Genomic DNA, 23,134 nt, shown 5'->3' with positions numbered 1-23,134 from the left:
ATTTGTATCTATTTGAAATTTTATGCGATAAACAATTTCTTTCTGCCTGATGGAAAGCACAGTGCCGGCGGTTATTCGCCGGCGTATTCGAGTTCGAACAGCGGAACCTCCAGCGAGCGCCGCAGCCACAGCCCCCCGCCCACGGCCCGGAAATGGCGCGACAGCCCCCGCCGGTAGGCCTCGGCGCGGTGGCGGAACAGCGCGGGGTCCGTCAGGTCCTCATCGATGATGTCCTGCTCGTAGTCCTCGCGCGTCACCGCTTCGAGATAAAGCGCTCCCCGGCACAGGCGCGCCAGGTTGTCGAGTGCAGCCTTCAGGTCCGGCGGGCTCAAGTAGGGCAGCACGCCCTGGCAGACCACGAGGTCGGACGGCTCGCCGGCCGCATAGTCCACCACCGATCCCTGCTGCCACCCGTAGCGCTCGCACAGGTAGGCGCTGAACTCCACCCCCTGGTAGCGCGCCTGCGGAAAATGGCGCGCCACGATGTCTTTCCACAGGCCGATGCCGCAGCCCACGTCCAGTACGCGCTCCACCGGCACCCGCAGGTACTTGAGGTAGCTGCACACGAACTGGCCCAGGCGCTCCATGTGCTGCGGGTCCACCACGCTGGTCTTCTTGTCGAAATAGAAGCGCTGGTAGTAGGCCTCGTCGAACAGGGTGGCGCTGGCGGATTTCAAAGGCGGGTCCTTGCTGGCTGGATGGAAAAAGATGGGAGAGGTTTGGCGGCAGGAGTATCCCGTATCGCTCCCGGAGCCTGGCACCCCGGGGACGACCGCACGCCATCGGCCACCGCACAATGCCGGACATGAGCGCCCTTCCGCCCGCCCTGCCCGCCGCCGCCCTGCCGGAGCCGACCGCGCACGATGCCTGGGTGGACTCGGCCCGGGGCCGGCTGTTTGCCCGCCGCTGGCAGCCTGCGCCGTACGATGCACCCCGCGCCATCGCGCCGGCCCCCGTGATCCTCTTTCACGACTCGTTGGGCTGCGTGGCGCTGTGGCGCGACTTTCCCGCAGCACTGTGCCGGGCCACCGGCCGCGACGTGATCGCCTACGACCGGTCCGGCTTCGGCCGCGCCGACCTCTGCACGGGTGCGCTGCCGCCGGATTTCATCGCGGCCGAGGCGCGCACCAGCCTGCCGGCGCTGCGCTCGGAATTCGGCATCGGCCGCTACGTGGCGCTCGGCCACAGCGTGGGCGGGGCCATGGCCGCCCATTGCGCGGCGGAAGGCAGCGGCACCGGCGATTGCGTCGCCCTCGTCACCGTGGCCGCGCAGGCCTGCGTGGAAGAGCGCACCCTGGCGGGCATCCGCGAGGCACGTGACCAGTTCCAGCGCAGCCCCGAGGCGCTGCAGCGGCTCGCCCGCCACCATGGCGGCGACGAGCACAAGGCGCGGTGGGTGCTGAACGCCTGGGTCGATACCTGGCTGGATCCCGGTTTCGCCGGCTGGTCGCAGGCCGACGTGCTGGCAGGCGTGGCCTGCCCCGTGCTCGCCCTGCACGGCGACCGGGACGAATACGGTTCCCTCGATCAGCCCGCGCTCATCGCCCGCTGGGCGGCCGGGCCTGCGCGCGTGGAGATCCTGCCCGGCGCGGCGCATGTGCCGCACCGCGAGCGGCCGCATGAGCTCGCGGAGCGCGTCGCTCGCTTCCTCGCGGACCTGCCGTGATCAGGCCTTGGGCGGCCGGTACATCGCGCAGAGCTTGTTGCCGTCCGGATCGCGCAGGTAGGCCAGGTACAGCGGGCCCACCGGGCCTTCGCGGTAGCCCGGCGGGTCTTCGCAGGTCGTGCCGCCGTTCGCCACGCCGGCCGCATGGAAGGCATCGGCCTGCTCCGGCGACTGCATCGCGAAACCGATGGTGCTGCCGTTGCCGTGCGTGGCAGGCTCGCCGTTGATCGGCAGCGTGATACCGAACAGCCCCCCGGGGCTGCGGTAGAAATAGCGATTCTTGTTGGCCATGCCGGGCGGCACGCCGATGGTGCCGAGCAAGGCGTCGTAGAAGCGCTTGGATTTCTCGAGGTCGGTGACGCCGACGATGACGTGGCTGAACATGCGATGTGTCTCCTGTGATGGCCTTGCCGGCCAGGCCGGACCGTGGGCCGGGCTGCTGGCCGGGATAGGGATCGTAGCGGCCGCCAGGCCGGCCATGCGTCGCGCATGCGCGCGCGCAGCCGCTGCTAATACCGGCCCTTGACGAAGAACACCGCCTCGGACTTGCGCTGCTTCGGCCGCACCACCACCGTGCCCGCCAGCTTGTCGTGCCAACCCTGCTTGCGCCGGTCGAACGCCACCCACACGAAGCCCAGGCACAGCGGGATCGCCGACACGAAGTACGCCAGGTAGCGCCCCACCGCCTGTCCGGGCGTCATGGGCCGGCCCGTCTCCGCATCCACCACGCGGGCACCGATGTTCATCTTGCCGGGCGTGGCCTGCCGCCAGAACCAGAACAGCAGCACGACCACCGCGGGCAGCACCCACGAGATCAGGAAATCCGCAGGCCCCGCGACCAGCCGCTCCGTCTGCTTGAAATAGTCCCAGCCATAGACCGCCGCCAGCAGCGGCACGGTGACGACGAGCAGCAGCACCGTGTCGAGCAGCGTCGCGCCCAGGCGGGCCCAGAAGCCGACGTATTCGAGGTCGGAGGCATCGACGCGGTCGTCCGGGGGTGCACTCGCGGGGAGGGTCATGGCATCGCTCGCTGATGGCTGGATGGAGTGGGCCCACGGTCGGGCCGGGTTCGGTGCCGGATTCTCGCGCAGGATCCTGGAGCGATGGCGGACGGCGCTTCGCCAATGCAGCGTCCGGTTCGGGTGGTGGCCGAACCGTGCCGGAGCTTATTCGCCGCAGATTCTGCGGTGAATAAACCTCATAATCACCGCATGTGGTCCGACAACGCCCCCCGCCGCCGTACCTACGTCTGGCAGCGCCCCGACTGGCCACAGTGGCGCTTCGACGCATTGGCGCTCGCCGCGCCCCTGGCGGAGGTGCACCGCGCCCAGGGCCACCTGGCCGGGCGCATGGCCGGGGTGGGATTGGCGCAACGCGACCAGGCCACATTGCGCGCCCTGACCCAGGAAGTCGTCACCACCAGCGCCATCGAGGGCGAATCCCTGGATCTGGACGCCGTGCGCTCGTCCATCGCGCGCCGCCTGGGGGTGGACATCGGCGCACTGGCGCCGTCCGACCGGCACGTGGACGGCGTGGTGGACATGGTGCTGGACGCCACCCAGCGCTTTGCCGAGCCGCTGACCGCGGAACGCCTCTTCGGCTGGCATGCCGCGCTCTTCCCCATGGGCTACAGCGGCCGGCTGCGCATCCGCACCGGCGCCTGGCGCGACGATGCGGCGGGGCCCATGCAAGTGGTCTCGGGCCCTGTCGGTCGCGAGAAGGTGCATTACGAAGCGCCGCCCGCCACGGCGCTGGACGCAGAAACCGCCGCCTTCCTGCACTGGTTCGATGCGCCACCGGCAGGCGACCCCATCGTGCATGCCGGGCTGGCGCACCTGTGGCTGGTCACGCTGCACCCCTTCGACGACGGCAACGGCCGCATCAGCCGCGCCGTGGGCGACATGGCCCTGGCCCGCGCCGAAGGCAGCGCCCAGCGCTTCTACAGCCTGAGCGCGCAGATCCAGCGCGAACGCAAGCGCTACTACGAACAGCTGGAAGCCACGCAGCGCGGCACGCTCGACGTCACGCCCTGGCTGGCTTGGTTCCTGGGCTGCCTGCTGCGTGCCGTGCAGGGCGCCGACGGCTTGGTGGCCGATGTGCTGGCCAAGGCGCAGTTCTGGCAGCGCTGGGCGGATGTGCCCATGAATGCCCGGCAGACGCTGGTGCTGAACCGTGTGCTGGATGGGATGGAGGGGAAGCTGAACAACGCCCGGTGGGCGGCCATTGCCAAATGCTCGTCGGATACCGCGCTGCGCGATATCACCGATCTGCTGGGCAAGGGCGTGTTGGTGCGGGTGGAGGGTGGGGGGAGGAATGTGGCCTATGCGCTAGTCCAGTGAGATCGGCGCTTGCACCGCCGGGCGTCGTTGTTCGGTGAGGCCCAACAGCAGAAGATGCCTTGCAAGGCGACATGGCCCACGACACGGGCACCTTTTGATGTAGCGCCTGATGTCCATTCGTGGACCGGTGGTGTTAGCCGAGCTTACATATGGCAGAGCCGGGTCTGGCCAGGATGGGAGTCCCCCAACGCCTTACCCAGGTGTTTACTCATTGGCAGCGCTTGCATGCCTGCCCAGAGTTTGACCGGCCCGGAGGGCTGAAATCCATTACGCAGGTAGAAGGCTTCCGCAGTGCGCGTGCTTTCCAGATGCAGTTCTTCGATTCCCCTGCCACGGGCCAGGTCTTCGGCTGCATGGAGAAGACTTCTGCCGATGCCGCGATGGAGCGTTGCGACAGTCACGTAGCAGAGGCTGAGGCTGGAGCCGGATACGAGGGCCACGCCGACCAACTGGGCACCATCGAACGCACCGAGCGGTATCGCCTGCGGCGCTGCAAACCACGCTTCGAAGTTTTCGGGGGTCTTGTTGGCGAGCCACGTGTGCATGACTTTCGGGTCGCCACGGTGGTCCGGAAAGCAGCATTCGGCAATCGATGCCCGCACCACGCTGCATGCGGCCGCCGCTTCTTGAGTGGTCAGGGTTCGGATGCGAGCCTTCATGTCCTGTCTCCAGGGGCAATCATCGCTCAGTGCGCCAGCCCCTCACCGCGACGACCGCACTGCCCCCACTCCCGTATCGATCGTGCCGAACACCGTCACCCCGCTTTCCCCCGCCTGGGCGCCCGTGCCGGTGGCCGGGTCATTGGCCGGGCGCGGGGCCACAGTGCCGCAACCGGTGAGGACCGCCAGAGCGGCGCAGGCCAGCACGCCAGCTGCCATGGCCGCGACAGGCCGGCGCTGCTGCCGCCCATGACCCTGGGGCACCACCGCATCCGAGGGGCGGCGCAGCCGTTCGCCGGTGATCGTCGTGGTCATCGTCATTCGGAATCTCCTTGCAGGTGCTTGCCCAGGATGCCCGCCAGCTCGAACATGCCGGCCGATTCCTTGCCGAACACCTCGCGCAGCTTGGCGTCGGCATTGATGGTGCGCTTGTCCTTGGGGTCCTGCAGATTGTGGGCCTTGATGTATTCCCACATCTTCTTCACTGCCTCGGGCCGGCCGACCGGTTCCGGGCCGATCACCGCGGCCAGGGCGGCGCTCGGCGGCTTGCCGGCCGCGGTCTTGCGGGGGGCCTTGGCGGCGGCGGAGGACTTCTTGGCGGCGGCCTTGGTTGCGGGCTTGGCGGCCTTCTTGGCTGCGGCCGCGGTGCCCGCCTTCGCCGCACCGGCAGCCGCGCCGGTCTTGCCGGCGAACTTGCGCGGCGGGAACTTGCTCTCGCGCGGTTCGAACTCGAAGTTCACCTTGCCGGCTTCCTTGTCCCACGCCAGGAAGGCCTTGAAGTTGCGGCGCGTGCGCATGCTCACGAACTTGTCCAGCAGGTCGGTCTTGCCGGTGGCGAGCAGCTTGGTCATCTGCTCGCGCTCCACGGGTTGCTGCAGGATGACCTTGCCGCTCTTGAAGGTGCAGCTGGGCGTGGGCTGGGCGGGGGTGGGCACGGCCTTGCTGCACACGTAGTTGCTGCCGTGCTCGTGCACGGGCGCGCCGCAGATGGGGCACGGGCCCAGCGGCTCGTCGGTGAACTCGACCAGTTCGCCCGATGCCTCGCCCGCGCGGTCGTCGCCGAAGTCGAACTCCAGCTTGAAGTTGCCGGCCTCCTCGTCGCGCACGATGGCGACCTCGGCCGTGAACGGCCAGCCGGCCTTGGAGCGGAAGCCCTCCAGCGGGCCGATGCGGCGATCGCGCAGCAGGGCCTCGGCCTCGGCGGGCTCGAAGGTGCGGCCCGCGGGCGACTTGGTGAACGAGAAACCGCAGCCGTCGCCGCGCCCGTCGGCGCCCGTGCAGGCGTAGCGCCGGTAGTTCTCCTTCACCACGCCGCCGCAGTTGGGGCACGGGGTGGAGAGCGTGGCGTAGTTGCCGGGGATGGTGTCGCGGTCGTATTCCTTGGCCTTCTTCACCATGCGCTCGGTCATGGCGGCGATCTGCTGCATGAAGGCCTCGCGGCTGAGCTGGCCCTTCTCCATCTGGGCGAGCTTGTATTCCCACTCGCCGGTGAGTTCGGCGCGCGAGAGTTCTTCCACGCCCAGGCCGCGCAGCAGCGTCATGAGCTGGAAGGCCTTGGCCGTCGGGATGAGCTCGCGGCCCTCGCGCAGCATGTACTTCTCGGTGAGCAGGCCTTCGATGATGGCGGCGCGCGTGGCCGGGGTGCCCAGGCCCTTTTCCTGCATGGCCGAGCGCAGTTCCTCGTCTTCCACCTGCTTGCCGGCGCTTTCCATGGCGCCCAGCAGCGTGGCTTCGGAGTAACGGGCCGGCGGCTTGGTCTTCAGGGCCTTGGCCTCGGCGTATTCGGTGTGCGTCATCTCGCCGGGCTTCACGGGCACCAGCGGCTGGCCCTTGTCGCCGGCCTTGCCGTCCTCGACCTCGTTGGCGGCTTCCTTGCCATAAATGGCCAGCCAGCCGGGCTTGACCAGCACCTTGCCCTCGGTCTTGAACGAATGGCCCACCACTTGGCTGATGCGGGTGGTGACCATGTATTCGGCGCTCGGGAAGAACACGGCCATGAAGCGGCGCACCACCAGGTCGTAGAGCTTCTGCTCGGCCTCGGAGAGGCCGCTGGGCGCCTGCGTGGTCGGGATGATGGCGAAGTGATCGCTCACCTTGGCATTGTCGAAGATGCGCTTGCTCGGCCGCACGTAGTTCTCGTCCAGCGCCTGCCGGGCGTAGGGCGCGAGGTGGCGCATGCCGCTGGTGGCCAGCATGCCGAAGGTGTCCTTCGCCACGGGCAGGTAGTCTTCCGGCAGGGCGCGGGAGTCGGTACGCGGGTAGGTCAGGGCCTTGTGGCGCTCGTACAGGCTCTGCGCCAGCGCCAGCGTGGTCTTGGCCGAGAAGCCGAACTTGCCGTTGGCCTCGCGCTGCAGGCTGGTCAGGTCGAACAGCAGGGGCGAGGCCTGGGTGGTGGGCTTGCTCTCTTCGGTGACGGTGGCGGCCTTGCCGCGCACGGCGTCGGCGATCTCGCGGGCGCGCTCGAAGCTCCAGACGCGGTCGGCGCGGGCCTCGGGGTCGTCGGCGACCTTCTTCCACTGCGGGTCGAACCACTTGCCGAGGTATTCGCCGGCCTCGGCATGGAAGCCGGCGTGGATTTCCCAGTAGTCGCGGCTGACGAACTGGCGGATCTTCTCCTCGCGCTCGACGACAAGCGAGAGCGTGGGCGTCTGCACGCGGCCCACGGTGGTGAGGAAGAAGCCCCCGTCGCGCGAGTTGAAGGCCGTCATGGCGCGCGTGCCGTTGATGCCCACGAGCCAGTCGGCCTCGGAGCGGCTGCGCGCGGCGCTGGCCAGGCCCTGCATCTGCTGGTCGGAACGCAGGTTGCCGAAGCCGTCGCGGATGGCCTGCGGGGTCATCGACTGCAGCCAGAGGCGCTGCACGGGCTTGTTCAGGCCGCCCTTGGCGCCGCCCGCGTACTGCTCGATGAGGCGGAAGATCAGTTCGCCCTCGCGCCCCGCGTCGCAGGCGTTGACGAGTTCGGTCACGTCCTTGCGGCGGGCGAGCTTGACCACCGCGTTCAGGCGGCTCTTGGTCTTGTCCACCGGCTTCAGGTCGAAGTACGGCGGGATCACCGGCAGGTGGGCGAAGCTCCACTTGCCGCGCTTGACGTCGAATTCCTCGGGCGCCTGGATCTCGACCAGGTGGCCCACCGCGCTCGTGACGACGTAGCGGTCGTTCTCGAAATGGTCCTCGTGCTTGTCGAACTTGCCGGCCACGGGGGTGAGCGCGCGCACGATGTCCTGCGCCACCGACGGTTTTTCTGCGATTACCAGGGTCTTGGTCATTTTCTGTGGGGTCGGCCCCGGAGGGCGCTTCTACAATTCCGGTCTCTCGCGCATACACGCGCATGCACACGCGCGCCTGCGCATGTGTGCCTATTCAAACTAACAGAGTTTCGCCATGCCCCGAACCGCCACGCCCGCCGCCGACCCTTCCGCCGCCAGGGGCGGCCGCCGCATCCAGGTGCGGCGCTCGGGCGTGCACGGCAAGGGCGTGTTCGCAGTGCAGGATATCGCCGAAGGCGAAGTGCTGATCGAATACACGGGCGAGATCATCAGCTGGCAGGAGGCCCAGGACCGCCACCCGCACGATCCGCAGCAGCCGAACCATACCTTTTATTTCCACGTGGATGAAGACCGCGTCATCGATGCCAACCATGGCGGAAATGCATCGCGCTGGATCAACCACAGCTGCGCGCCCAACTGCTATGCCGATGAACGCGACGGCCGCATCTACATCACCGCGCTGCGCAACATCCATGCGGGCGAGGAACTGAACTACGACTACGGCCTGATCATCGACGAGCGCTATACCCCGAAGCTCAAGGCCGAGTACCCCTGCTTTTGCGGCAGCACCAGCTGCCGCGGCACGCTGCTGGCGCCCAAGCGCGGCTGGGCGCCGCCGGGCCCCTCCGCGCCGCCGCCCGGCAAGGCCGGCCGCAAGGGCGCACGCCGATGACCGGCACGGTGCAGCCGCTGCGCTGGCCCGCCGAGGCGGTGTGGGAGGCCGTGGCCCCGCTGCTGCCGGGCTTCACCGTCGAAGTGCTGCCGAGCATCGATTCCACCAACTCCGAACTCATGCGCCGTGCGCGCGCAGGCCAATGCGAGCCCACGCTGCTCGTGGCCGAGGTGCAGACCGCCGGGCGCGGGCGCCTGGGCCGCGCGTGGCAGAACGCCGCGGGCGATTCGCTCATGTTCTCGCTGGGCCTGCCGCTGGCACCGGCGGACTGGTCCGGGCTGTCGCTGGCCGTGGGGGTCTCCATCGCGGAAAGCCTGCAGCCGGTGCCCCCTCCCGGCCAGCCCCGCCTGGGCCTGAAATGGCCCAACGACCTCTGGCTGGACGACGGCCGCAAGCTGGGAGGCATCCTGGTGGAAACCGCCAGCCTCGTGGGTGCAGCCGGTGCCTGGGGCGGCGGCCGGCCGGACCGCGCCGCGCGCTACGTGGTGGCCGGGGTGGGCATCAACGTGCGGCCCCCGCCGGCCGAGGGCCTGTCCACGCCGCCCGGCAGCCTGCAGGAGATCGACGCCCGGCTCGACGCCCCCGCGGCGCTGCTGCGCACCGTGCCTCCGCTGGTCGCGATGCTGCAGTCGTTCGAAGCCCATGGCTTCGCGCCGGTGCAGCCGCGCTTCCTGCAGCGCGACGTGCTGCGCGACCGCGAAGTGGTCCTGAGCGACGGTGGCGCCGGCACCGCACAGGGAGTGGCCAACGACGGCGCGCTGCTGGTGCGCACGGCACAGGGCCTGCAGGCCGTCACCAGCGCGGAGATCAGCGTGCGGCCAGCCGGGCAGGCACTGCCGCGGAACTGAAGGATCCTTCCACCATGCTGCGCGCCGCCGTCCTCGTTCTGCTGCTGGCCAATGCCGGCTACTACGCCTGGGCACAGGGCCTGCTGCGCGACTGGGGCCTCGCGCCGGCCGAACAGTCCGAGCCCCAGCGGCTCGAGCAGCAGATCCAGCCCGAGAACCTGCGCATCGGCCGCCCGGTGTCCGGCGATGCGGCCTCTGCTCCCTCGTCCCCGCCGCCCGCGGCACCCTCCTCCGCAGCCACCCCGGCCAGCGAGGCATCCCACCCCGCACCGCCCCCCACTTCAGCAGGGCCGGCACAGGCCGCAGCGGCCGACAGCACGGCCTGCCTGCAGGCCGGCCCGTTCGACGCGCGCCAGACCGAGGCGCTGCGCACGGCCGCCGCCGCCCTGCCCGCGAACAGCTGGAGCCTGGAGCCCGTGTCGGTCGCGAGCCGGTGGATGGTGTACATGGGGCGCTTCGCCGACGAAGACGCGCTGGAGAAAAAGCGCGCCGAACTGCGTGCGCGCAAGGTGGCCTACGACCGGCCGGGCCCCGCCCTGGAGCCGGGCCTGTCCCTGGGCCGCTTCTCGACCGAGGAGGCCGCCGAGCGGGCGCTGGCGACGCTGGGCACGCAGGGCGTGCGCACGGCCCGGGTGGTGCAGGAGCGCTCGGAAGCCACCGGCCATGTGCTGCGGCTGCCGGCGGCCACGCCCGCGCTGCGTGCCCAGGCCGAAGCGCAACTGCGCACGGCCCTCGCGGGCCGGCCACTGCGCAACTGCGGCTAATCTGCGGCAGCCCGGCCCGGGGCTCGCGGGGCCTCCCATTGCGCCAGGCCCTCGGCCACCTGGTGGACCAGTTCCCGTGCGCCGTCCGGAGACCTGCCGTCCGAGAACATCATGGCATCGTACAGTTCGTCATCACCCGCAGGCAGCTGCATGGGAGGCAGCCCCTGCCGCAGCAGCGCCCAGTCCATCGCCAGCAAGGCGGCTGGCGCATTGCCCGCGGGCAGTGGGCGCAAGCTGACAAAGGCCCGGTAGAGCATCACGGCGCACTCGACGGCCGCGAGGGGGTCGTCCTGGGAAAGCCGGCGCTCCAGCCGCGCGGCGATTTCCTCCATCTGGCCCCGCAACGACTGCACGGGGGGATAGCTGCGGAACGCCGCCACGGCGGGCTCGCCCCGGTGGGTCAGGCCGGACCCGCCGCCGGCAGGCACGCGCTGGAACTCGTGCGCGCGCAGGCTCGGCCCCGTCGATGGGCGGCCGTTGGCAATCCAGCCCAGCTCGAGCAACGCATCCGCACTGAAAGGACGCTCCGCCCCCACCCAGGCATCGACCACGCGCGCGGCATCCTTCCACGACTGCGCCGTGGCCGTGCCGTCTCCCCGGTCCTGCAGGAACAACGCGAGGCGCGGCCCATCGTCAAAGGCCGCGCCGGAGGCACCCTGCATGGCGGTGGCGCGGGATGCCATCGTGCCCAGGCGGTCCGACAGCGCGGCGCGCTCGGCCTGGGTCCACGCGGGCGGGCGCAATAGTTGGGCCGTGAATCCGGCAGGCGTGCCCTGCAGTTTCACCCGGCAGGCACCCGGCCCGGCGCTGGAGGGCACGGCGTGCAGCCGCGGATTGTGGGACAGGTCCAGCAGCTCCAGCGCAGGCAGCGCGACCACGGCAGCCGGCAACGTGGAGAAAAGGCAGTGGGACAGCAGCAACTGCCTCAGCCGCACGGCCTGTCCGATCTCCTGCGGCAGTTCGCACAGTTCGAAATTCGCGGACAGATCCAGCGTTTCCAGGTGGGGCAACGCGAACAGCGCAGCAGGGACTTCGGTGACGAAGCTGTTGCGGGCGGAGATGGCGCGCAGGCCGGTGCATTGCGCCAGCACTTCGGGCAGGCGATAGAACCCGGTGTTGTCGGACAGGTCGATCGTTTCCAGACGGTCCAGCCGCCCCAGCCCGGGGGGCAACTCCGACAGCGCAAGACCGCTGAGGTCCAGCGCAGTGGAGCGCTCCGCATGGGCCTGCAGTATGCGTGCCGCGGCTTCTTCCCGATGTTCGACGAAGCTTCCATGGCGGGCCTGCAGGTCGGATTGCCGTGAAAAGCTGCCGGCCATGCGGGACCAGAATCCGCCCTGGGGGACCCGATGGGGGTCCGCGGCACACCAATCACGCAGGGCCCGGCTCCACTCCGCGTTCCCGGCGTTCGGCGACCCCGCCCATCGGCCCCTGCGCATGGCCCCTGCGCTTTCGCGCGCCGGACCTGCATGCCGGGGCTCCAGTCCGGCCAGCCATCCAGCGCTCCGCGCCCTGGAGGCACCGGGTTCGCTGCGCGGGCTCGATCCACTCGCCTGGGACGGCCCGAAAGGATAGGAGCGCGTGCGCCGCGGCTCGGAAGTCGTTGTGATGCGGGAGGGAGTCATGGCAGCTGGAATCGGGAATGGAAAGACGGCGTGCGCGAGGCGGCCGCCATCACACGGGCGCACCATGCGCTATGCATCCGCGTCACCTGCGAGGCCATGCTGCACCAGTCGCGCCATGAGCGCGTCCATGTGCCGGACGGTTTCCTGCAGCAGCTCTGCCGCCGCATCCGCTGCCGCGATGCCCGAAAACCGGAACAGGACCGCCGTGGGCAGGGCCGGGTCGTCGGGCAGCAGGACCGGCGGCAGGCCCTGCTCCTGCAGGGCCCAGTCCATGGCCGCCAGGGCCGTGGGCTCGTTGCCCTTGTGCAGCGGGCGGAGGACGACCAGGACGCGGTAGAGCAGCACGGCGCGCTCCATGGCGGACAGCGGGTCGAGCGCCGTACCGGAAGCATCGCCCGCCGAGAGCCAGGACTCGACCGCCGCCAGCAGCGGCGGCAGCGCGCCGGGAGACGGACGGCCCGCACCGGCAGCCGCTCCGGCTCCCTGGGGGCCGGACAGATCGTCGGCGTAATCCTGCGTTCGCAGGAGGCCCGTGCCGGACGGGCGGAAGTTGATGCGCCAGCCCAGCTCCATCATCCGTGCGGTCGTCAGCGTATCCCCGTTGTCCAGCCACTCCGCGATGGCCTGGTGCGCGTCCTCGCAGGCTTCCTGCGTGCCCATGCCGTCGGTGCGCACCGCGAGCGACAGCCGGGCGCGCAGCAGGCCGACCTGGTCCGCGAGGCGGGGCTCCGCCCGCATGCGGGCCTGCAGCAGGGGCCAGGAGCGGGCGATGGTGTCCATATGCTCCGCGAGCGTGCCGCGCTGGCGCGGCGTCAGCGGCAGGGGGCGCAGCAGGCCGGCGATGCCCTCCAGGGGTGTTCCTTCAAGCCGCAGGCGCGGGTCGTCCAGGCGCCATCCGGCAGGCAATTCCTGCAGGCGCGGGTTGTGCGCGACCTCCAGCCGCTCCAGCGTGGCGATGCGCTCCAGGCCGGCGGGCAGGTGGTCCATCCGGCACTGCGAGGCGCGCAGCGTCCGCAGCGCGGGAGCACGGGCGGCTTCGGCAGGAAGCGCGCGCAGTTCCGCATTCTCCGAAAGGTCCAGCGTCTCCAGCCGGGGCAGCGAGAAAATCTGCGGCGGCACGTCGGTGATGCCGCAGTGGCGCGCATCGATCGCCCGCAGTCCGCGGCAGCGGGCGAGCCGCTCGGACAGCGCTCCCATCCCCGGATTCCAGGAGATATCCAGCCGCTCCAGGGTTTCCAGGGATTCGAGGCCGGGCGGCAGGTCCGTCAGCCCCAGGCCGTGCAGGTCCAGCGCGGGAGCGCCCTCGGCATGGGCGAGCAACAGGCGGCCCACGGCGATCTCGCGCAACTCCATGCCGCCCTGTGCGGCGCCGAACGCGGCGTCTCCCCGTTCCAGGATCCGGTCGGCGGCCGCGGCGAATTCCCGGCAGCGGCCGGCAAACGCCTCGGCCCGCTCATCGCGGACGGCGCCCCTGTTCCGCCGCGCCGAAAAAAGCCCTCTCAATCCCTCGGAAGTACCTGCTTGCCACGGCGGCTGCCGGGCCGCACCGGCCTCGCACCAGGCCTGCAGCGCCTCGTACCAGGCGTGCAGCAGGGGTGTGCCGGGGGATGCAGCGGCCTGGCGTGCCGCTGCGGCGGCCCCCCCGCGTTCCGGGGGCATGAAGGACAGGACGGAGGCGCCGAAAGGCGCCGTGAGCAGGGGCGAGGTCATGGCAGCGGGGCGGTGAAGGACAAGGAAAGCGGCTCGCCTCCAATCTAGGGCGCGCTCCCCCCTCCTGCCCCGCCCCGCACGACGCGGCGTCGCGAAATGCGAAACCGCCCGCGCGGCCTGCTGCGGTGCGCGGCGCCGCGTCAGTCGCCCGCGGGGCGCCGCGGATCGAGCGTCAGCAGCCACTCCACGAGCGCGCGCAGATCGGCCTGCAGGCGCGCGAAGCCCTCCGGGAGCAGTGCCAGCGTGTGCTCGTCCATGTAGAGGCGGCGGTTGATCTCCACCTGGATGCTGTGCCGGTCGCGGGCGGGGTCTCCGTAGCGGCGCACGATCTCGACGCCCTTGTAGGGATGGTTGTAGTCCACCCCGTAGCCGCGCCCGCGCAGGAAGGTGCAGAGCGCCTGCGACAGCGCCGGGTCCGCGGTGGTGCCGTCGCGGTCGCCGATGACGAAGTCGGCATGCACGAGGCCGGGATGCAATGTGGCGTGGCTGGCCGCCACGGAGGGCATCGAATGGCAGTTCAAGTGCAGGCTGTAGCCGTGCCGCGCATGCGCGGCCTCGATGGCCTGCTGCACCGCGGCATGGTAGGGCCGCCAGCAGTGCTCGATGCGCGCGCGCCCTTCGGCCACCGACAGGGGCCGGTCATAGATGGGCAGGCCCTCGTCGGTGCATTTCCAGATGAGGCCCTTGCCGAGCCGCACCTTCTGCAGCACCGCCGGGTCGGCGGTGACGGGGTCGGGCCACTCGGCATCGAAGAGCGTGGTGTCGATCTCCGTGGTGTCGCGGTTGGCGTCGAGGTAGATCCGGGGGAAATGCGCCTCCACCCACGCGACGCCGAGGGCGGGCGCGAAGGCGTAGAGCTTTTCCACATGGGTATCTTCCGCGCGCCGCAGCACGTCCAGGGCCAGCGCGGCGCGGAAGTCGTCGGGGTAATCCGTGCCGCTGTGCGGCGAATCGAGGACCAGGGGCGTGTGGCCCGGCACCACCGATACGGCGGCGGCCCCGGGGCTCATCGGCTGCGGGTCGGGCATCGGCGGGCTCCGTTCATCGGGTCAGTCGAGGTGGATCTGGGCATAGGCAGCGATTTTCCGCATCTTGGCGATCTCCTGCTCGATCTGCCGGGAAAACTCCGCGGGCGCGGTGCCCGTGGCAAAAAGGCCCTGGCCCGCGAGCCGGTCGCGCACCGCCGGCTCCTGCAGGGCAGCGGCCACGGCGTGCTGCACGCGCAGCACCGTTGCCTGCGGCGTGGCGGCGGGGGCCACCAGGCCGAACCAGGACGGCTCGTTGGCCTGCGGATGGCCGAGCTCGCCGTAGGTGGGCACCTCGGGCAGCACGTCCGCGAGACGCTGTGGCCAGGAGACGGCAAGCGCCCGCAGCCGGCCGCTCTTCACGTAGGGCAGCGCGGAGGCGACCTGGTCGAAATACACGGGCACCTGGCCGGCCAGCACGTCGTTCACCGCCGGACCGGCGCCGCGGTAGGGAATATGCACCATGGAGGTGCCGGTGCTGATCTTGAACAGCTCGCCCCACATGTGGCCGATGGTGCCGTTGCCCGGCGACGCGTAGGACACCTGGCCGGGCCGCGCCTTGAGGTAGGCCACGAACTCGCCGAAGCCGCGCACCGGCATTTCCCGCGGATTGACCACGAGGATGCCCGGCGCCTTCACGATCTCGGTGACCCCGGCGAAGTCGCGGACCGGATCGTAGGGCAGCCGCGAGAAGACGGCGGGGTTCACGCCATGCGTGGATACGGTCGCCACGCCGAAGGTCAGCCCGTCGCCCGGGGAGCGTGCCACCTCGGCCATGCCGATGGAGCCGCCCGCGCCGGCACGGTTGTCGATCACCACCGGATGGCCCAGCAGGCGCTGCAGCGGCTCCTGCAGCACGCGTCCCGCGATGTCGGTCGCGCCGCCCGGAGGAAAGGGCACGACGATGCGCATCGGCCGGCCCTCCTGCGCCCTTGCGAAGTTGCCGATGAAAGGGGAAGCGGCCAGGGCCGCGAGCCAGGAACGACGCTGCATGGTTTCCTTTGAGGTTATCGATGAGATTAATGGAATAACTGCACGAATGACGCAAAGGGCGTGCCGGTTAGCATTCCGATTCGGCATACCCTCATCGCCCCCATCCCGGAACCCTGCCTCCATGCCCCTGCGCCGACTCAATCCCCCTCTGCACCTGCTGCGTACGCTTTGCAGCGTGGTCCGCTGCGGCAATGTGTCGGCGGCGGCGGAACCCCTGGGCCTCACCCAGAGCGCCGTCAGCAAGCAGATCCAGGAACTCGAGCGCTGGGTGGGCGTGCCGCTGTTCGAGCGCAGCCGCCAGCGCCTGATCCTCACCCCGGCGGGCGAGCGCTACGAACTGGCGGTGCGGTCGCTGCTCGTCCGCCTGGAAGCCGCCACGCTCGAGCTGGTGGCCAGCGGGTACGACGGCGGCGCCCTGCAGGTGGCCGCCCTGCCCAGTTTCTCGGCACAGTGGCTGGTGCCCCGGCTGGCGGATTTCCGGCAGCGGCATCCGCGCATCACGCTGCACCTGACGCAACCGGTCATCAATACCCTGCCAGGCCCGGAGGCGGACTGCGCCATCCTCTTCGGCGACGGGCACTGGCCCGGCATGCATGCCCACTACATCGCCGGCAACGACGTGGCGCTGATCGCTCCGCCGCCCGGAGCCGGCGACACGGAGCACCCGGTGCCGGCGCTGCGCAGCCCCGCCGACGTCGCGGGGCACACGCTGTTGCGGCACGTGTCGGCACCCGATGCCTGGGAGCACTGGGGCGAACGCCACGGCGTGCCGGGGCTGAGCCGCTTCGACGGCCCGGTGCTCGATCTGTTCGAGAGCATCATCCGCGGCGTCTCCATGGGCCTGGGGCTGGGCCTGGTTCCCCGCTGCCTCGTCCGCGACGAGATCGCGGCCGGCACCGTCACGGAACCGCTGCCGGACGCCAGCTTCAACGCCCGGCGGGGCTACTGGCTCTGCCATGAGGGCGGGCGCCCCCAGCCACCCGCGCTGGACCATTTCCGCGCCTGGCTGCTGCAGCAGGCCGAATCGCCCCCGGCCCCGGCGGCCTGACCGGCGGGATCAGCCTCCGCGCACCTCCGCCACCATGCGTTCGAGCCGCGCCAGATCGTTCACCACGAAAGCGCGGCCCGCCTTCTCCAGCAGCCCCTGCCGCACGAGCACGCCGAGTTCGCGCGTCACCTGCTCGCGGTTGGTGCTGATGCGGCTGGCCACTTCCGCATGTGCCGGCGCAGGGTCGATGCGCGCCCGGCCTGCGGCATCCGCGCCGCCCGAGGCCCGGGCCATGCGCAGCAGCTCCGCATGCAGCCGGTTCTGCACGCCCAGCGTGCTGAGATCGATCACGCGCTCCGACAGCTCCCGCACCAGCACGCACAGGCCCTCCACCACGCGCTGCGCCACGGCGGGCTCCTCGGCCATCAGCCGGCGGAAGTCCTCCGGCGGCAGGCTCGCCGCCAGCGTGGGCGCCAGGGTGACCACATCGGCAGACCGCGCGCCGCCGTCGAGCGCGGCCAGCAGGCCGATGGGCTCTCCCGGGCCGCAGTCGCGGAAAGTGACCTGCCGGCCGTTGGCCGAATAGGTGGTCACGCGCACCTGCCCGGTGAGGATGAAATACACCTCGGCTTCCGCGGCGGCGCGGGAGAACAGGCGCCGCCGCGCGGGCAGTTGCTGCCAGCGGCACTGCCGGGCGATCCGGTCCAGCCGCTGCGCATCCAGCCCCTCGAACAGCGCCACTCCCCGCAGAGCGAAACTCGAGGGAACGGGGGCGGCAGGAGAGGAGCTGCGTCGGGGGGCGGACACCATGAGAAAACCACGGAAAAAGGGAACGGGCCGGCTGGCGGACACCGCCGGCCTCGGGGCATTATGCTCAGCCGCCGCGCTCCCTCACCGATGCCCCGTTCCGCCCCCGATCCCGCCGACCTCCCCGCCCGCCCACGCCGCCGGCCCTCGGCGCGCGACCTGCGCTGGGCGAGCGGACTGACGCTGTGGCTCTACGTGGCGCTGCACCTGGCCACGCATGCCGCGGGACTGGTATCGCTGCAGGCGGCCGAGGCGCTGCGCCGCGCGGTGCATGCCGCGTGGGCCACGGCTCCCGGCACCGTGCTGCTGTACGGCGCCTTCGCCGTGCACCTCGCCATGGCCGGCACCGCCCTCTGGCAGCGGCGCAGCTGGCGCATGCCGCCCGTCGAGGCGCTGCGCATCGCCCTGGGATTGCTGCTGCCGCTGCTGCTGGTCACGCACGTGGTGGGCACGCGCTGGCTGGCCAGCACCTGGGGCGTGGAGCCTTCCTACCTGCGCATCGTGCGCGCCATCTGGTCGCCCGAGTCCCTGGCGCGCCAGGCACTGCTCCTGACACTCGCCTGGCTGCATGGCTGCCTCGGCCTGCACCTGGCCATGCGCCACCGCGGGGCATGGCGCCGCCACCAGGCCGTGCTGCTGGCGGCGGCCGTGCTGCTGCCGGTGCTCGCGCTGCTGGGCACGCTGGCCATGGGCCGGGAAATCGCCTGGACCGCGCAGGCCCTGCGCTCCCCCGGGCCGCCGCGCCCGGCAGCGGAGGCCGCACGCTCGCTGGGCGAGGGCCTGCAGCTCGGCTGGCTGATGGCATTGGCGGCCCTCGTGGCCGCCCGGTTCGCGGCGGGCGCGCTGCGCCGCCTGCGCGGCAAAGGCTGCGTGACGCTGCAGTACCCCGGCCGCACCGTGCAGGTGGCCCGCGGTACCAGCGTGCTGGACGCCAGCCGCCTGCACGGCATCCCGCACCTGTCCCTGTGCGGAGGGCGGGCGCGCTGCTCCACCTGCCGCGTGCGCGTGGAAGCGGAGGACGGCAGCCTGCCGCCGCCGCAGCGCGATGAACTGCGCACGCTGCAGCGGGTGAACGCACCGCAGGGCGTGCGCCTGGCCTGCCAGCTGCGGCCGCAGGGCCGGGTGCGCGTCACGCCGCTCTTCCAGCCCGGCGCCGGCCCGGCGGCAGCGCGGCTGGGCAGCGAACGGCAGGTGGCCGTGCTGTTCGTGGACCTGCGCCGCTGGTCGGGACTGGCAGAGCGCCAGTGGCCCTTCGATCTCGCATGGGTGCTGGACCAGTATTTCGAGCGCGTCGGCAGCGCCGTGCGCGAGGCCGGGGGGCTGCCCAACCAGTTCATCGGCGACAGCGTGATGGCGCTCTTCGGTCTGGACTGCGACCTTCCCGCGGCCTGCCGCCAGGCGCTGGCCGCCGCCGCGGCCATCGAGGAACGCATGGAGGCCTGGAACGAAGCCTTCCAGGCGCAGTTCGGCCACGCGCTGGATTTCGGCATGGGACTGCATGCGGGTGCTGTCGCCGTCGGACAGGTGGGCTTCGAGGACACGACCACCTTCACGGCCGTGGGCGAGGTGGTGAACACCGCGAGCCGGCTGCAGGACCACTCCAAGGTGGTGGGCGCGCGGCTCGTGCTCTCGGCGGACGTGGCACGCCTGGCGGGCATGCAGGACCGGCTCGGCACGCCCGGCGCGATCACCGTGCGGGGGCGCTCGCAGCCCCTCGATGTGCTGCACGTGGCGCGGCCGTCATCCCTGCGCACGCCCTGCGCCGGCTGAGCCCCCGCCCCGGCCATCTGACGCAAGCTGTGCGCTTTCGCACAGACCTGGACAGGGTCGCGAGGACACACTTGCCTCCATGCCGCAACGCAACAACGCAACGCGGCGATGACCCGACCGAAAGGAACCACACCATGAACGCACGCCGTCCCTCCGCCCTCATCCTCGCCCTGGCCGCACTGGCTTTCGCCGGTGCCGCGTCGGCCGCACCCGCTTCGCAGGAGGACTGGTTCGGCGCCGAGCCCGCCGCGCAGGGCAAGCCGCTGTCGCGCGCCGAAGTGGCCGCCGACCTCGCTTTGTGGAACCGTGCCGGCCTGCGCAACGTGGGCCAGGGCGACCACAGCTTCATCGCGGACCCCGCCAACGAGCAGCGCCTGGCCGAGTACCGTCGCCTGCGCAGCGGCCCCGAATACCTGGCCGAAGTGCGCCGCCAGGGCGGAGAAGCAAGCACCGTGGCGGGCCAGCGCACCGCCGCCGGCGGCAACTGAGCGACACCTGTCGTTGCGTCTGAAACCACCTGTTCTCCCACGCAGAGGAGCTCCCGGGAGCACAGGCCGGTCGGACACAGGCCTACACGAATCCGTGCGTTTTCGCACATGCAGCGGCAGGGATGAGGCGCAAACTTCGTCCCATGCAGAACGCAATCCGGCGCGCTGCACATTGTTCCCCTTGTCGAAGAAAGGACTTATCGCCATGAATCGCAAGCATCTCATCGCCATCGCAACCATCGCCTTCGCAGGTGCCACCGCCGCCACGGCAGCCCCCATGTCCCAGGAAGAATGGGCCGGCCCCACCCCGGTGGCCGCGCAGTCCAGCCAGCAGCCCCTGTCGCGCGCTGAAGTGATCGCCGATGCCAACCTGTGGCATCGCGCCGGCCTGGACAAGTACCAGGTGGGCGAGCGCTCTCCCGCCAGCGATCCGATGTACCAGGAGCGCCTGGCCGAGTACCAGCGCCTGCGCAGCGGCCCTGAATACATCGCCGAAGTCCGCCGCCTGGGTGGCGACGTGAGCGCCGTGGCCAGCATGTACGAGCACGGCACCGTGCCGATGACGAACTGATGACCATGCCCGCGCCCGTGGCTCCCGCCCCCGGGAGCCGTGGGTAATGCAAAAGCCCGCCCGGCAACGCCCGGCGGGCTTTTGCGTGCCTGCCGCAGCTTCTCGGCAGGGCTGCCGGCTCATGCAGGCTGCGGATCGTCCCCGGCGGAAAACCGCACCGAAAAACACGCCCCCGGTGGATTCGCCCCGGGATGGGCGTCCTCCAGCCGCACCTGCGCGCCATGCTGGCGCGCGATTTCGAGCACGATGGGCAGGCCCAGGCCCGAACCATCGGCGTCGGTGCCCAGCGCCCGGTAGAAAGGGCGGAACACCAGTTCGCGCTCCGTCTCCGGTACGCCGGGGCCGGAATCCTCCACCTGCAACAGCACGATGCGGCCGAACGGATCGGCCAGCACGCGCGCGGTCACCACCCCGGGCCGGCCGCTGCTGGAAGGCGTGTAGTTGATCGCGTTGTCCAGCAGATTGCGCGCCAGTTCCTTGAGCAGGGTCGGGTTGCCGTCCACCCACACGCCGGGGTCCGCCGGCTGGGCGCCCTCGTAGCCGAGATCGATGGACTTCTCCAGCGCCCGGGGCACGCAGTCGCGCACGGCCTCGCGCACCAGGCGCGCCAGATCCACCGGCTGCCGCGCCAGCACGGCGCCACCCGCTTCCGCGCGCGCCAGCGCCAGCAGCTGGTTGACCGTGTGGGTCGCACGCACGCTGGCGCGGCCGATCTGCTGCAGTGAGCGCTTGAGGTCTTCCGTGCTGGTTCCTTCGCGCTGCGCGAGGTCGGCCTGCATGCGCAAGCCCGCCAGCGGGGTCTTGAGCTGGTGGGCCGCGTCCGCCAGGAAGCGCTTTTGCGTGGCCAGCGAATCCTGCAGCCGCCGCAGCAAATCATTCACCGAGTCCACGAGCGGAGCCACCTCCAGCGGTACCGCCCGGTGGTCCAGCGGCGAGAGGTCGTCCGGATCGCGTGCGCGGATGCGCTCTTCCAGCCGGTGCAGCGGCTGGATGCCGCGTGCCAGCGCGAGCCAGACCAGCAGCACGGCGAGCGGCAGGATGACGAACTGCGGCAGCATCACGCCCTTGATGATCTCGGTGGCGAGCACGCTGCGCTTTTCCCGCGTTTCCGCCACCTGCACCAGCGCAGCCGGAGTCCCCGGCACCGGCAGACGCACCCAGATGGCCGCCACGCGGATTTCGATGCCGCGCAACTCCGCGTCGCGCAGCCGCACCTGGCCGGACAGCGGGCGATCGTCGTCGGGCGGCGGCGGCCGGGGCAGGTCGCGCTCGCCGGACAGGAACTCCCCCCGGGGGCCCAGGACCTGGTAGTAGACGATGTCGGATTCATCCGCGCGCAGGATCTCGCCGGCGGGCTGCGGCAGGTTGAACTGCGCGCGGCCGTCCTGCACCGTGACGAGTTGCGCGAGCGCATGGGCGTTGTACTCCAGCGCCCGGTCGAACGGCTTGTTCGCCAGCCCCTGGGCCACGAGCCAGGTCAGCGCCAAACTCACCGGCCACAGCAGCAGCAGCGGCGTGAGCATCCAGTCGAGGATCTCCCCGAAAAGCGACCGCTGTTCGCGCTGGAAGATCTTCAAGGCACGTCGCCCGCGGCAGCAGGAGGTCGCGCTAGGCGGCGACCTTCTCCAGGCAGTAGCCCAGCCCCCGCACCGTGGCGATGCGGATCGGCCCGCGCTCGATCTTCTTGCGCAGGCGGTGGATGTACACCTCGATGGCGTTGTTGCTCACTTCCTCGCCCCACTCGCAGAGCCGCTCCACCAGTTGCTCCTTGCTCACCAGCCGCCCGGCGCGCTGCAGCAGCACTTCCAGCAGGCCCAGTTCGCGGGCGGACAGTTCCACGAGCTTGCCGTCGATGGTGGCCATGCGCCCTGCCTGGTCATAGACGAGCGGGCCGTGCCGGATGGTGTTGCTGGTGGCACCCATGCCGCGGCGCGTGAGGGCGCGCACGCGCGCCTCCAGCTCCTGCAGAGAGAAAGGCTTGGCCATGTAGTCGTCGGCACCGTAGTCCAGGCCCTTCACGCGCTCGTCCACGCTGTCGGCCGCCGTGAGGATCAGCACCGGCAGCGCCGAGCCGCGGCCGCGCAGCCGCTTGAGCACGTCCAGCCCATGCATGCGCGGCAGGCCGAGGTCGAGGATCAGCAGGTCGAACTCCTGCGTCGTCGCGAGCACGGTGTCGGCATCGCTGCCGCTCGCCACATGGTCTACCGCGGCGCCGGACCCCCGCAACGTGCGCAGCAGGCCATCCGCCAGAACCTGATCGTCTTCGGCAATGAGGATGCGCATGGGCCTGTCTCCGGTGTTCGTGGGATTGCGCCGCAGCCGGTCTGGCCGGCATCCGGGCGTCCCGCCGATTCTAGGGACATCGGCCGGTGGGCGGGACGGGACGCACGCAGTTCACGGCTCCACGCCATCGCCTCCCGCATACGCCTCCAGGCCCAGCCGCACGACGGCGGCCACGGCATCGCCCACCTCCGCGCCGAATTCCGCCTCTGCCTGCGCGACCGCACTGCGGAAGGCCTGCAGCCAGGCCAGGCCCGTGGCGGTGAAACGCACCCGTCGCGCCCGCGCGTCGTGCGGGTCGGGCTCCCGTGCCACGAGGCCCCAGGCTTCGCACTGGCCCACCAGCGCGGCCATCGACTGCTTGGCCATGCCGGCGCGCGCAGCCAGGTCGGTGAGCCGGTCGCCCTGCAGCGACAGGTGGCGGGTGATGTGGATGTGGGCCGCGCTGACCTGGTCGCGGGCAGCCAGGTGCGACAGCGCCAGGGGGACCTGCACGTCGTGTGCCATCAGCTCGAGCACGCGCGCGTCGAAGCGGCGCATGGCGTGGCCGAGCAGGCGGCCCAGGTGGGTGAGGCGCCAGGCGTCGTCCCGAGTGGCCAGGGTGGCCGACGGAGGCTGGGGAAACGGGGAAAAAGCCATGCCTCAATTGTCAGGCAAACTGA

Annotated in this window: 23 protein-coding genes; 9 read left to right on the top strand and 14 right to left on the bottom strand. The window is 70.8% G+C overall.

What is annotated here, in order from left to right:
* Window positions 1-71: 71 nt before the first annotated feature.
* Window positions 72-677: a class I SAM-dependent methyltransferase gene (locus T336_RS0108200; protein WP_019702683.1), complete on the bottom strand. Its 606-nt coding sequence runs from the start codon at window positions 675-677 to the stop codon at window positions 72-74.
* 128 nt (window positions 678-805) lie between these two features.
* Here T336_RS0108200 and T336_RS0108195 point away from each other — a divergent pair, with 128 nt between their 5' ends.
* On the top strand, window positions 806-1,666 hold the full coding sequence (locus T336_RS0108195) for an alpha/beta fold hydrolase (RefSeq protein ID WP_026432173.1): 861 nt from the start codon (window positions 806-808) through the stop codon (window positions 1,664-1,666).
* On the opposite strand, the gene T336_RS0108190 is transcribed toward T336_RS0108195, so the two are convergent.
* On the bottom strand, window positions 1,667-2,050 hold the full coding sequence (locus T336_RS0108190; RefSeq protein ID WP_019702365.1) for a VOC family protein: 384 nt from the start codon (window positions 2,048-2,050) through the stop codon (window positions 1,667-1,669).
* Window positions 2,051-2,175: 125 nt separating this feature from the next.
* Entirely contained in the window at window positions 2,176-2,685 is a 510-nt protein-coding gene (locus T336_RS0108185; RefSeq protein WP_026432172.1) for an RDD family protein, read from the bottom strand.
* Between the two features lie 192 nt (window positions 2,686-2,877).
* Between T336_RS0108185 and T336_RS0108180 the strand changes: the two genes are divergently transcribed.
* Window positions 2,878-4,005 (top strand): Fic family protein, encoded by a 1,128-nt coding sequence (locus T336_RS0108180; RefSeq protein ID WP_026432171.1) that lies wholly within the window; start codon window positions 2,878-2,880, stop codon window positions 4,003-4,005.
* A 143-nt stretch (window positions 4,006-4,148) separates the two neighbouring features.
* On the opposite strand, the gene T336_RS24915 is transcribed toward T336_RS0108180, so the two are convergent.
* The 3 genes from T336_RS24915 to T336_RS0108165 are packed head-to-tail and all read right to left on the bottom strand — an operon-like array spanning window position 4,149 to window position 7,930.
* Window positions 4,149-4,664: a GNAT family N-acetyltransferase gene (locus T336_RS24915; protein ID WP_051647088.1), complete on the bottom strand. Its 516-nt coding sequence runs from the start codon at window positions 4,662-4,664 to the stop codon at window positions 4,149-4,151.
* A 42-nt stretch (window positions 4,665-4,706) separates the two neighbouring features.
* Complete coding sequence (locus T336_RS24910) at window positions 4,707-4,985, bottom strand: hypothetical protein (protein ID WP_035225476.1); 279 nt, start codon at window positions 4,983-4,985, stop codon at window positions 4,707-4,709.
* Window positions 4,982-7,930 (bottom strand): DNA topoisomerase III, encoded by a 2,949-nt coding sequence (locus T336_RS0108165; protein ID WP_026432170.1) that lies wholly within the window; start codon window positions 7,928-7,930, stop codon window positions 4,982-4,984. The genes T336_RS24910 and T336_RS0108165 overlap by 4 nt, the downstream gene beginning before the upstream one ends.
* Before the next feature lie 115 nt (window positions 7,931-8,045).
* Between T336_RS0108165 and T336_RS0108160 the strand changes: the two genes are divergently transcribed.
* The 3 genes from T336_RS0108160 to T336_RS0108150 are packed head-to-tail and all read left to right on the top strand — an operon-like array spanning window position 8,046 to window position 10,215.
* The gene (locus tag T336_RS0108160) at window positions 8,046-8,603 is read left to right on the top strand and encodes an SET domain-containing protein (protein WP_026432169.1); all 558 of its coding nucleotides are present in this window, start codon (window positions 8,046-8,048) and stop codon (window positions 8,601-8,603) included.
* Window positions 8,600-9,451, top strand: a complete 852-nt coding sequence (locus T336_RS0108155) for a biotin--[acetyl-CoA-carboxylase] ligase (RefSeq protein WP_026432168.1) — start codon at window positions 8,600-8,602, stop codon at window positions 9,449-9,451. The genes T336_RS0108160 and T336_RS0108155 overlap by 4 nt, the downstream gene beginning before the upstream one ends.
* A gap of 14 nt (window positions 9,452-9,465) precedes the next feature.
* Entirely contained in the window at window positions 9,466-10,215 is a 750-nt protein-coding gene (locus T336_RS0108150) for an SPOR domain-containing protein (protein ID WP_026432167.1), read from the top strand.
* Here the strand turns inward: T336_RS0108150 and xopAC (T336_RS0108145) are convergent.
* From xopAC (T336_RS0108145) to T336_RS0108130, 4 genes are all read right to left on the bottom strand, one after another.
* Entirely contained in the window at window positions 10,212-11,654 is a 1,443-nt protein-coding gene (xopAC, locus tag T336_RS0108145) for a XopAC/AvrAC family type III secretion system effector (protein ID WP_280513488.1), read from the bottom strand. The two genes, T336_RS0108150 and xopAC (T336_RS0108145), sit on opposite strands and share 4 nt — an antisense overlap.
* Before the next feature lie 255 nt (window positions 11,655-11,909).
* Window positions 11,910-13,550 carry a XopAC/AvrAC family type III secretion system effector gene (xopAC, locus tag T336_RS0108140; RefSeq protein ID WP_026432165.1) on the bottom strand — a complete coding sequence of 547 codons (1,641 nt, stop codon included), beginning with the start codon at window positions 13,548-13,550 and terminating at the stop codon, window positions 11,910-11,912.
* Window positions 13,551-13,690: 140 nt separating this feature from the next.
* Window positions 13,691-14,578 (bottom strand): N-formylglutamate amidohydrolase, encoded by an 888-nt coding sequence (locus tag T336_RS0108135; protein WP_026432164.1) that lies wholly within the window; start codon window positions 14,576-14,578, stop codon window positions 13,691-13,693.
* Window positions 14,579-14,599: 21 nt separating this feature from the next.
* Complete coding sequence (locus T336_RS0108130) at window positions 14,600-15,568, bottom strand: tripartite tricarboxylate transporter substrate binding protein BugE (RefSeq protein ID WP_026432163.1); 969 nt, start codon at window positions 15,566-15,568, stop codon at window positions 14,600-14,602.
* A 121-nt stretch (window positions 15,569-15,689) separates the two neighbouring features.
* Between T336_RS0108130 and T336_RS0108125 the strand changes: the two genes are divergently transcribed.
* Window positions 15,690-16,616, top strand: coding sequence for a LysR substrate-binding domain-containing protein (locus T336_RS0108125; RefSeq protein WP_026432162.1), 927 nt, complete (start codon window positions 15,690-15,692; stop codon window positions 16,614-16,616).
* 9 nt (window positions 16,617-16,625) lie between these two features.
* Here the strand turns inward: T336_RS0108125 and T336_RS0108120 are convergent, their stop codons facing one another.
* On the bottom strand, window positions 16,626-17,366 hold the full coding sequence (locus T336_RS0108120; RefSeq protein WP_026432161.1) for a Crp/Fnr family transcriptional regulator: 741 nt from the start codon (window positions 17,364-17,366) through the stop codon (window positions 16,626-16,628).
* Between the two features lie 87 nt (window positions 17,367-17,453).
* On the opposite strand from T336_RS0108120, the gene T336_RS0108115 reads away from it, so the two are divergent.
* The 3 genes from T336_RS0108115 to T336_RS0108105 all read left to right on the top strand — a co-directional run bounded on the left by T336_RS0108115 (window position 17,454) and on the right by T336_RS0108105 (window position 20,192).
* Window positions 17,454-19,133, top strand: coding sequence for an adenylate/guanylate cyclase domain-containing protein (locus T336_RS0108115; RefSeq protein ID WP_026432160.1), 1,680 nt, complete (start codon window positions 17,454-17,456; stop codon window positions 19,131-19,133).
* 134 nt (window positions 19,134-19,267) lie between these two features.
* Window positions 19,268-19,621, top strand: a complete 354-nt coding sequence (locus T336_RS0108110) for a DUF4148 domain-containing protein (RefSeq protein ID WP_019703126.1) — start codon at window positions 19,268-19,270, stop codon at window positions 19,619-19,621.
* 205 nt (window positions 19,622-19,826) lie between these two features.
* Entirely contained in the window at window positions 19,827-20,192 is a 366-nt protein-coding gene (locus T336_RS0108105) for a DUF4148 domain-containing protein (RefSeq protein WP_026432159.1), read from the top strand.
* Between the two features lie 119 nt (window positions 20,193-20,311).
* Here T336_RS0108105 and T336_RS0108100 read toward each other — a convergent pair whose 3' ends face one another.
* From T336_RS0108100 to T336_RS0108090, 3 genes are all read right to left on the bottom strand, one after another.
* On the bottom strand, window positions 20,312-21,769 hold the full coding sequence (locus T336_RS0108100; protein ID WP_026432158.1) for a sensor histidine kinase: 1,458 nt from the start codon (window positions 21,767-21,769) through the stop codon (window positions 20,312-20,314).
* A 31-nt stretch (window positions 21,770-21,800) separates the two neighbouring features.
* Entirely contained in the window at window positions 21,801-22,475 is a 675-nt protein-coding gene (locus tag T336_RS0108095) for a response regulator (protein ID WP_026432157.1), read from the bottom strand.
* Window positions 22,476-22,586: 111 nt separating this feature from the next.
* On the bottom strand, window positions 22,587-23,111 hold the full coding sequence (locus T336_RS0108090; RefSeq protein WP_051647087.1) for a MarR family winged helix-turn-helix transcriptional regulator: 525 nt from the start codon (window positions 23,109-23,111) through the stop codon (window positions 22,587-22,589).
* Between the last annotated feature and the right edge of the window lie 23 nt (window positions 23,112-23,134).

It is taken from the genome of Paracidovorax oryzae ATCC 19882 (assembly GCF_000687165.1).
Lineage (GTDB): Bacteria > Pseudomonadota > Gammaproteobacteria > Burkholderiales > Burkholderiaceae_C > Paracidovorax > Paracidovorax oryzae.
This window is presented reverse-complemented; position numbering and strand designations above follow the sequence as displayed.

What these genes read in the sequence shown, in the direction of transcription:
- T336_RS0108090 (WP_051647087.1), bottom strand. Translation starts at nt 23,111, where the DNA reads ATGGCTTTTTCCCCGTTTCCCCAGCCTCCGTCGGCCACCCTGGCCACT.
- T336_RS0108165 (WP_026432170.1), bottom strand. Translation starts at nt 7,930, where the DNA reads ATGACCAAGACCCTGGTAATCGCAGAAAAACCGTCGGTGGCGCAGGAC.
- T336_RS0108155 (WP_026432168.1), top strand. Translation starts at nt 8,600, where the DNA reads ATGACCGGCACGGTGCAGCCGCTGCGCTGGCCCGCCGAGGCGGTGTGG.
- T336_RS0108130 (WP_026432163.1), bottom strand. Translation starts at nt 15,568, where the DNA reads ATGCAGCGTCGTTCCTGGCTCGCGGCCCTGGCCGCTTCCCCTTTCATC.
- T336_RS0108110 (WP_019703126.1), top strand. Translation starts at nt 19,268, where the DNA reads ATGAACGCACGCCGTCCCTCCGCCCTCATCCTCGCCCTGGCCGCACTG.
- T336_RS0108195 (WP_026432173.1), top strand. Translation starts at nt 806, where the DNA reads ATGAGCGCCCTTCCGCCCGCCCTGCCCGCCGCCGCCCTGCCGGAGCCG.
- T336_RS0108105 (WP_026432159.1), top strand. Translation starts at nt 19,827, where the DNA reads ATGAATCGCAAGCATCTCATCGCCATCGCAACCATCGCCTTCGCAGGT.
- xopAC (WP_280513488.1), bottom strand. Translation starts at nt 11,654, where the DNA reads ATGCGCAGGGGCCGATGGGCGGGGTCGCCGAACGCCGGGAACGCGGAG.
- T336_RS0108115 (WP_026432160.1), top strand. Translation starts at nt 17,454, where the DNA reads ATGCCCCGTTCCGCCCCCGATCCCGCCGACCTCCCCGCCCGCCCACGC.
- T336_RS0108160 (WP_026432169.1), top strand. Translation starts at nt 8,046, where the DNA reads ATGCCCCGAACCGCCACGCCCGCCGCCGACCCTTCCGCCGCCAGGGGC.
- T336_RS0108120 (WP_026432161.1), bottom strand. Translation starts at nt 17,366, where the DNA reads ATGGTGTCCGCCCCCCGACGCAGCTCCTCTCCTGCCGCCCCCGTTCCC.
- T336_RS24915 (WP_051647088.1), bottom strand. Translation starts at nt 4,664, where the DNA reads ATGAAGGCTCGCATCCGAACCCTGACCACTCAAGAAGCGGCGGCCGCA.
- T336_RS0108125 (WP_026432162.1), top strand. Translation starts at nt 15,690, where the DNA reads ATGCCCCTGCGCCGACTCAATCCCCCTCTGCACCTGCTGCGTACGCTT.
- T336_RS0108180 (WP_026432171.1), top strand. Translation starts at nt 2,878, where the DNA reads ATGTGGTCCGACAACGCCCCCCGCCGCCGTACCTACGTCTGGCAGCGC.
- T336_RS0108190 (WP_019702365.1), bottom strand. Translation starts at nt 2,050, where the DNA reads ATGTTCAGCCACGTCATCGTCGGCGTCACCGACCTCGAGAAATCCAAG.
- T336_RS0108185 (WP_026432172.1), bottom strand. Translation starts at nt 2,685, where the DNA reads ATGACCCTCCCCGCGAGTGCACCCCCGGACGACCGCGTCGATGCCTCC.
- T336_RS0108135 (WP_026432164.1), bottom strand. Translation starts at nt 14,578, where the DNA reads ATGCCCGACCCGCAGCCGATGAGCCCCGGGGCCGCCGCCGTATCGGTG.
- T336_RS0108150 (WP_026432167.1), top strand. Translation starts at nt 9,466, where the DNA reads ATGCTGCGCGCCGCCGTCCTCGTTCTGCTGCTGGCCAATGCCGGCTAC.
- xopAC (WP_026432165.1), bottom strand. Translation starts at nt 13,550, where the DNA reads ATGACCTCGCCCCTGCTCACGGCGCCTTTCGGCGCCTCCGTCCTGTCC.
- T336_RS24910 (WP_035225476.1), bottom strand. Translation starts at nt 4,985, where the DNA reads ATGACGATGACCACGACGATCACCGGCGAACGGCTGCGCCGCCCCTCG.
- T336_RS0108095 (WP_026432157.1), bottom strand. Translation starts at nt 22,475, where the DNA reads ATGCGCATCCTCATTGCCGAAGACGATCAGGTTCTGGCGGATGGCCTG.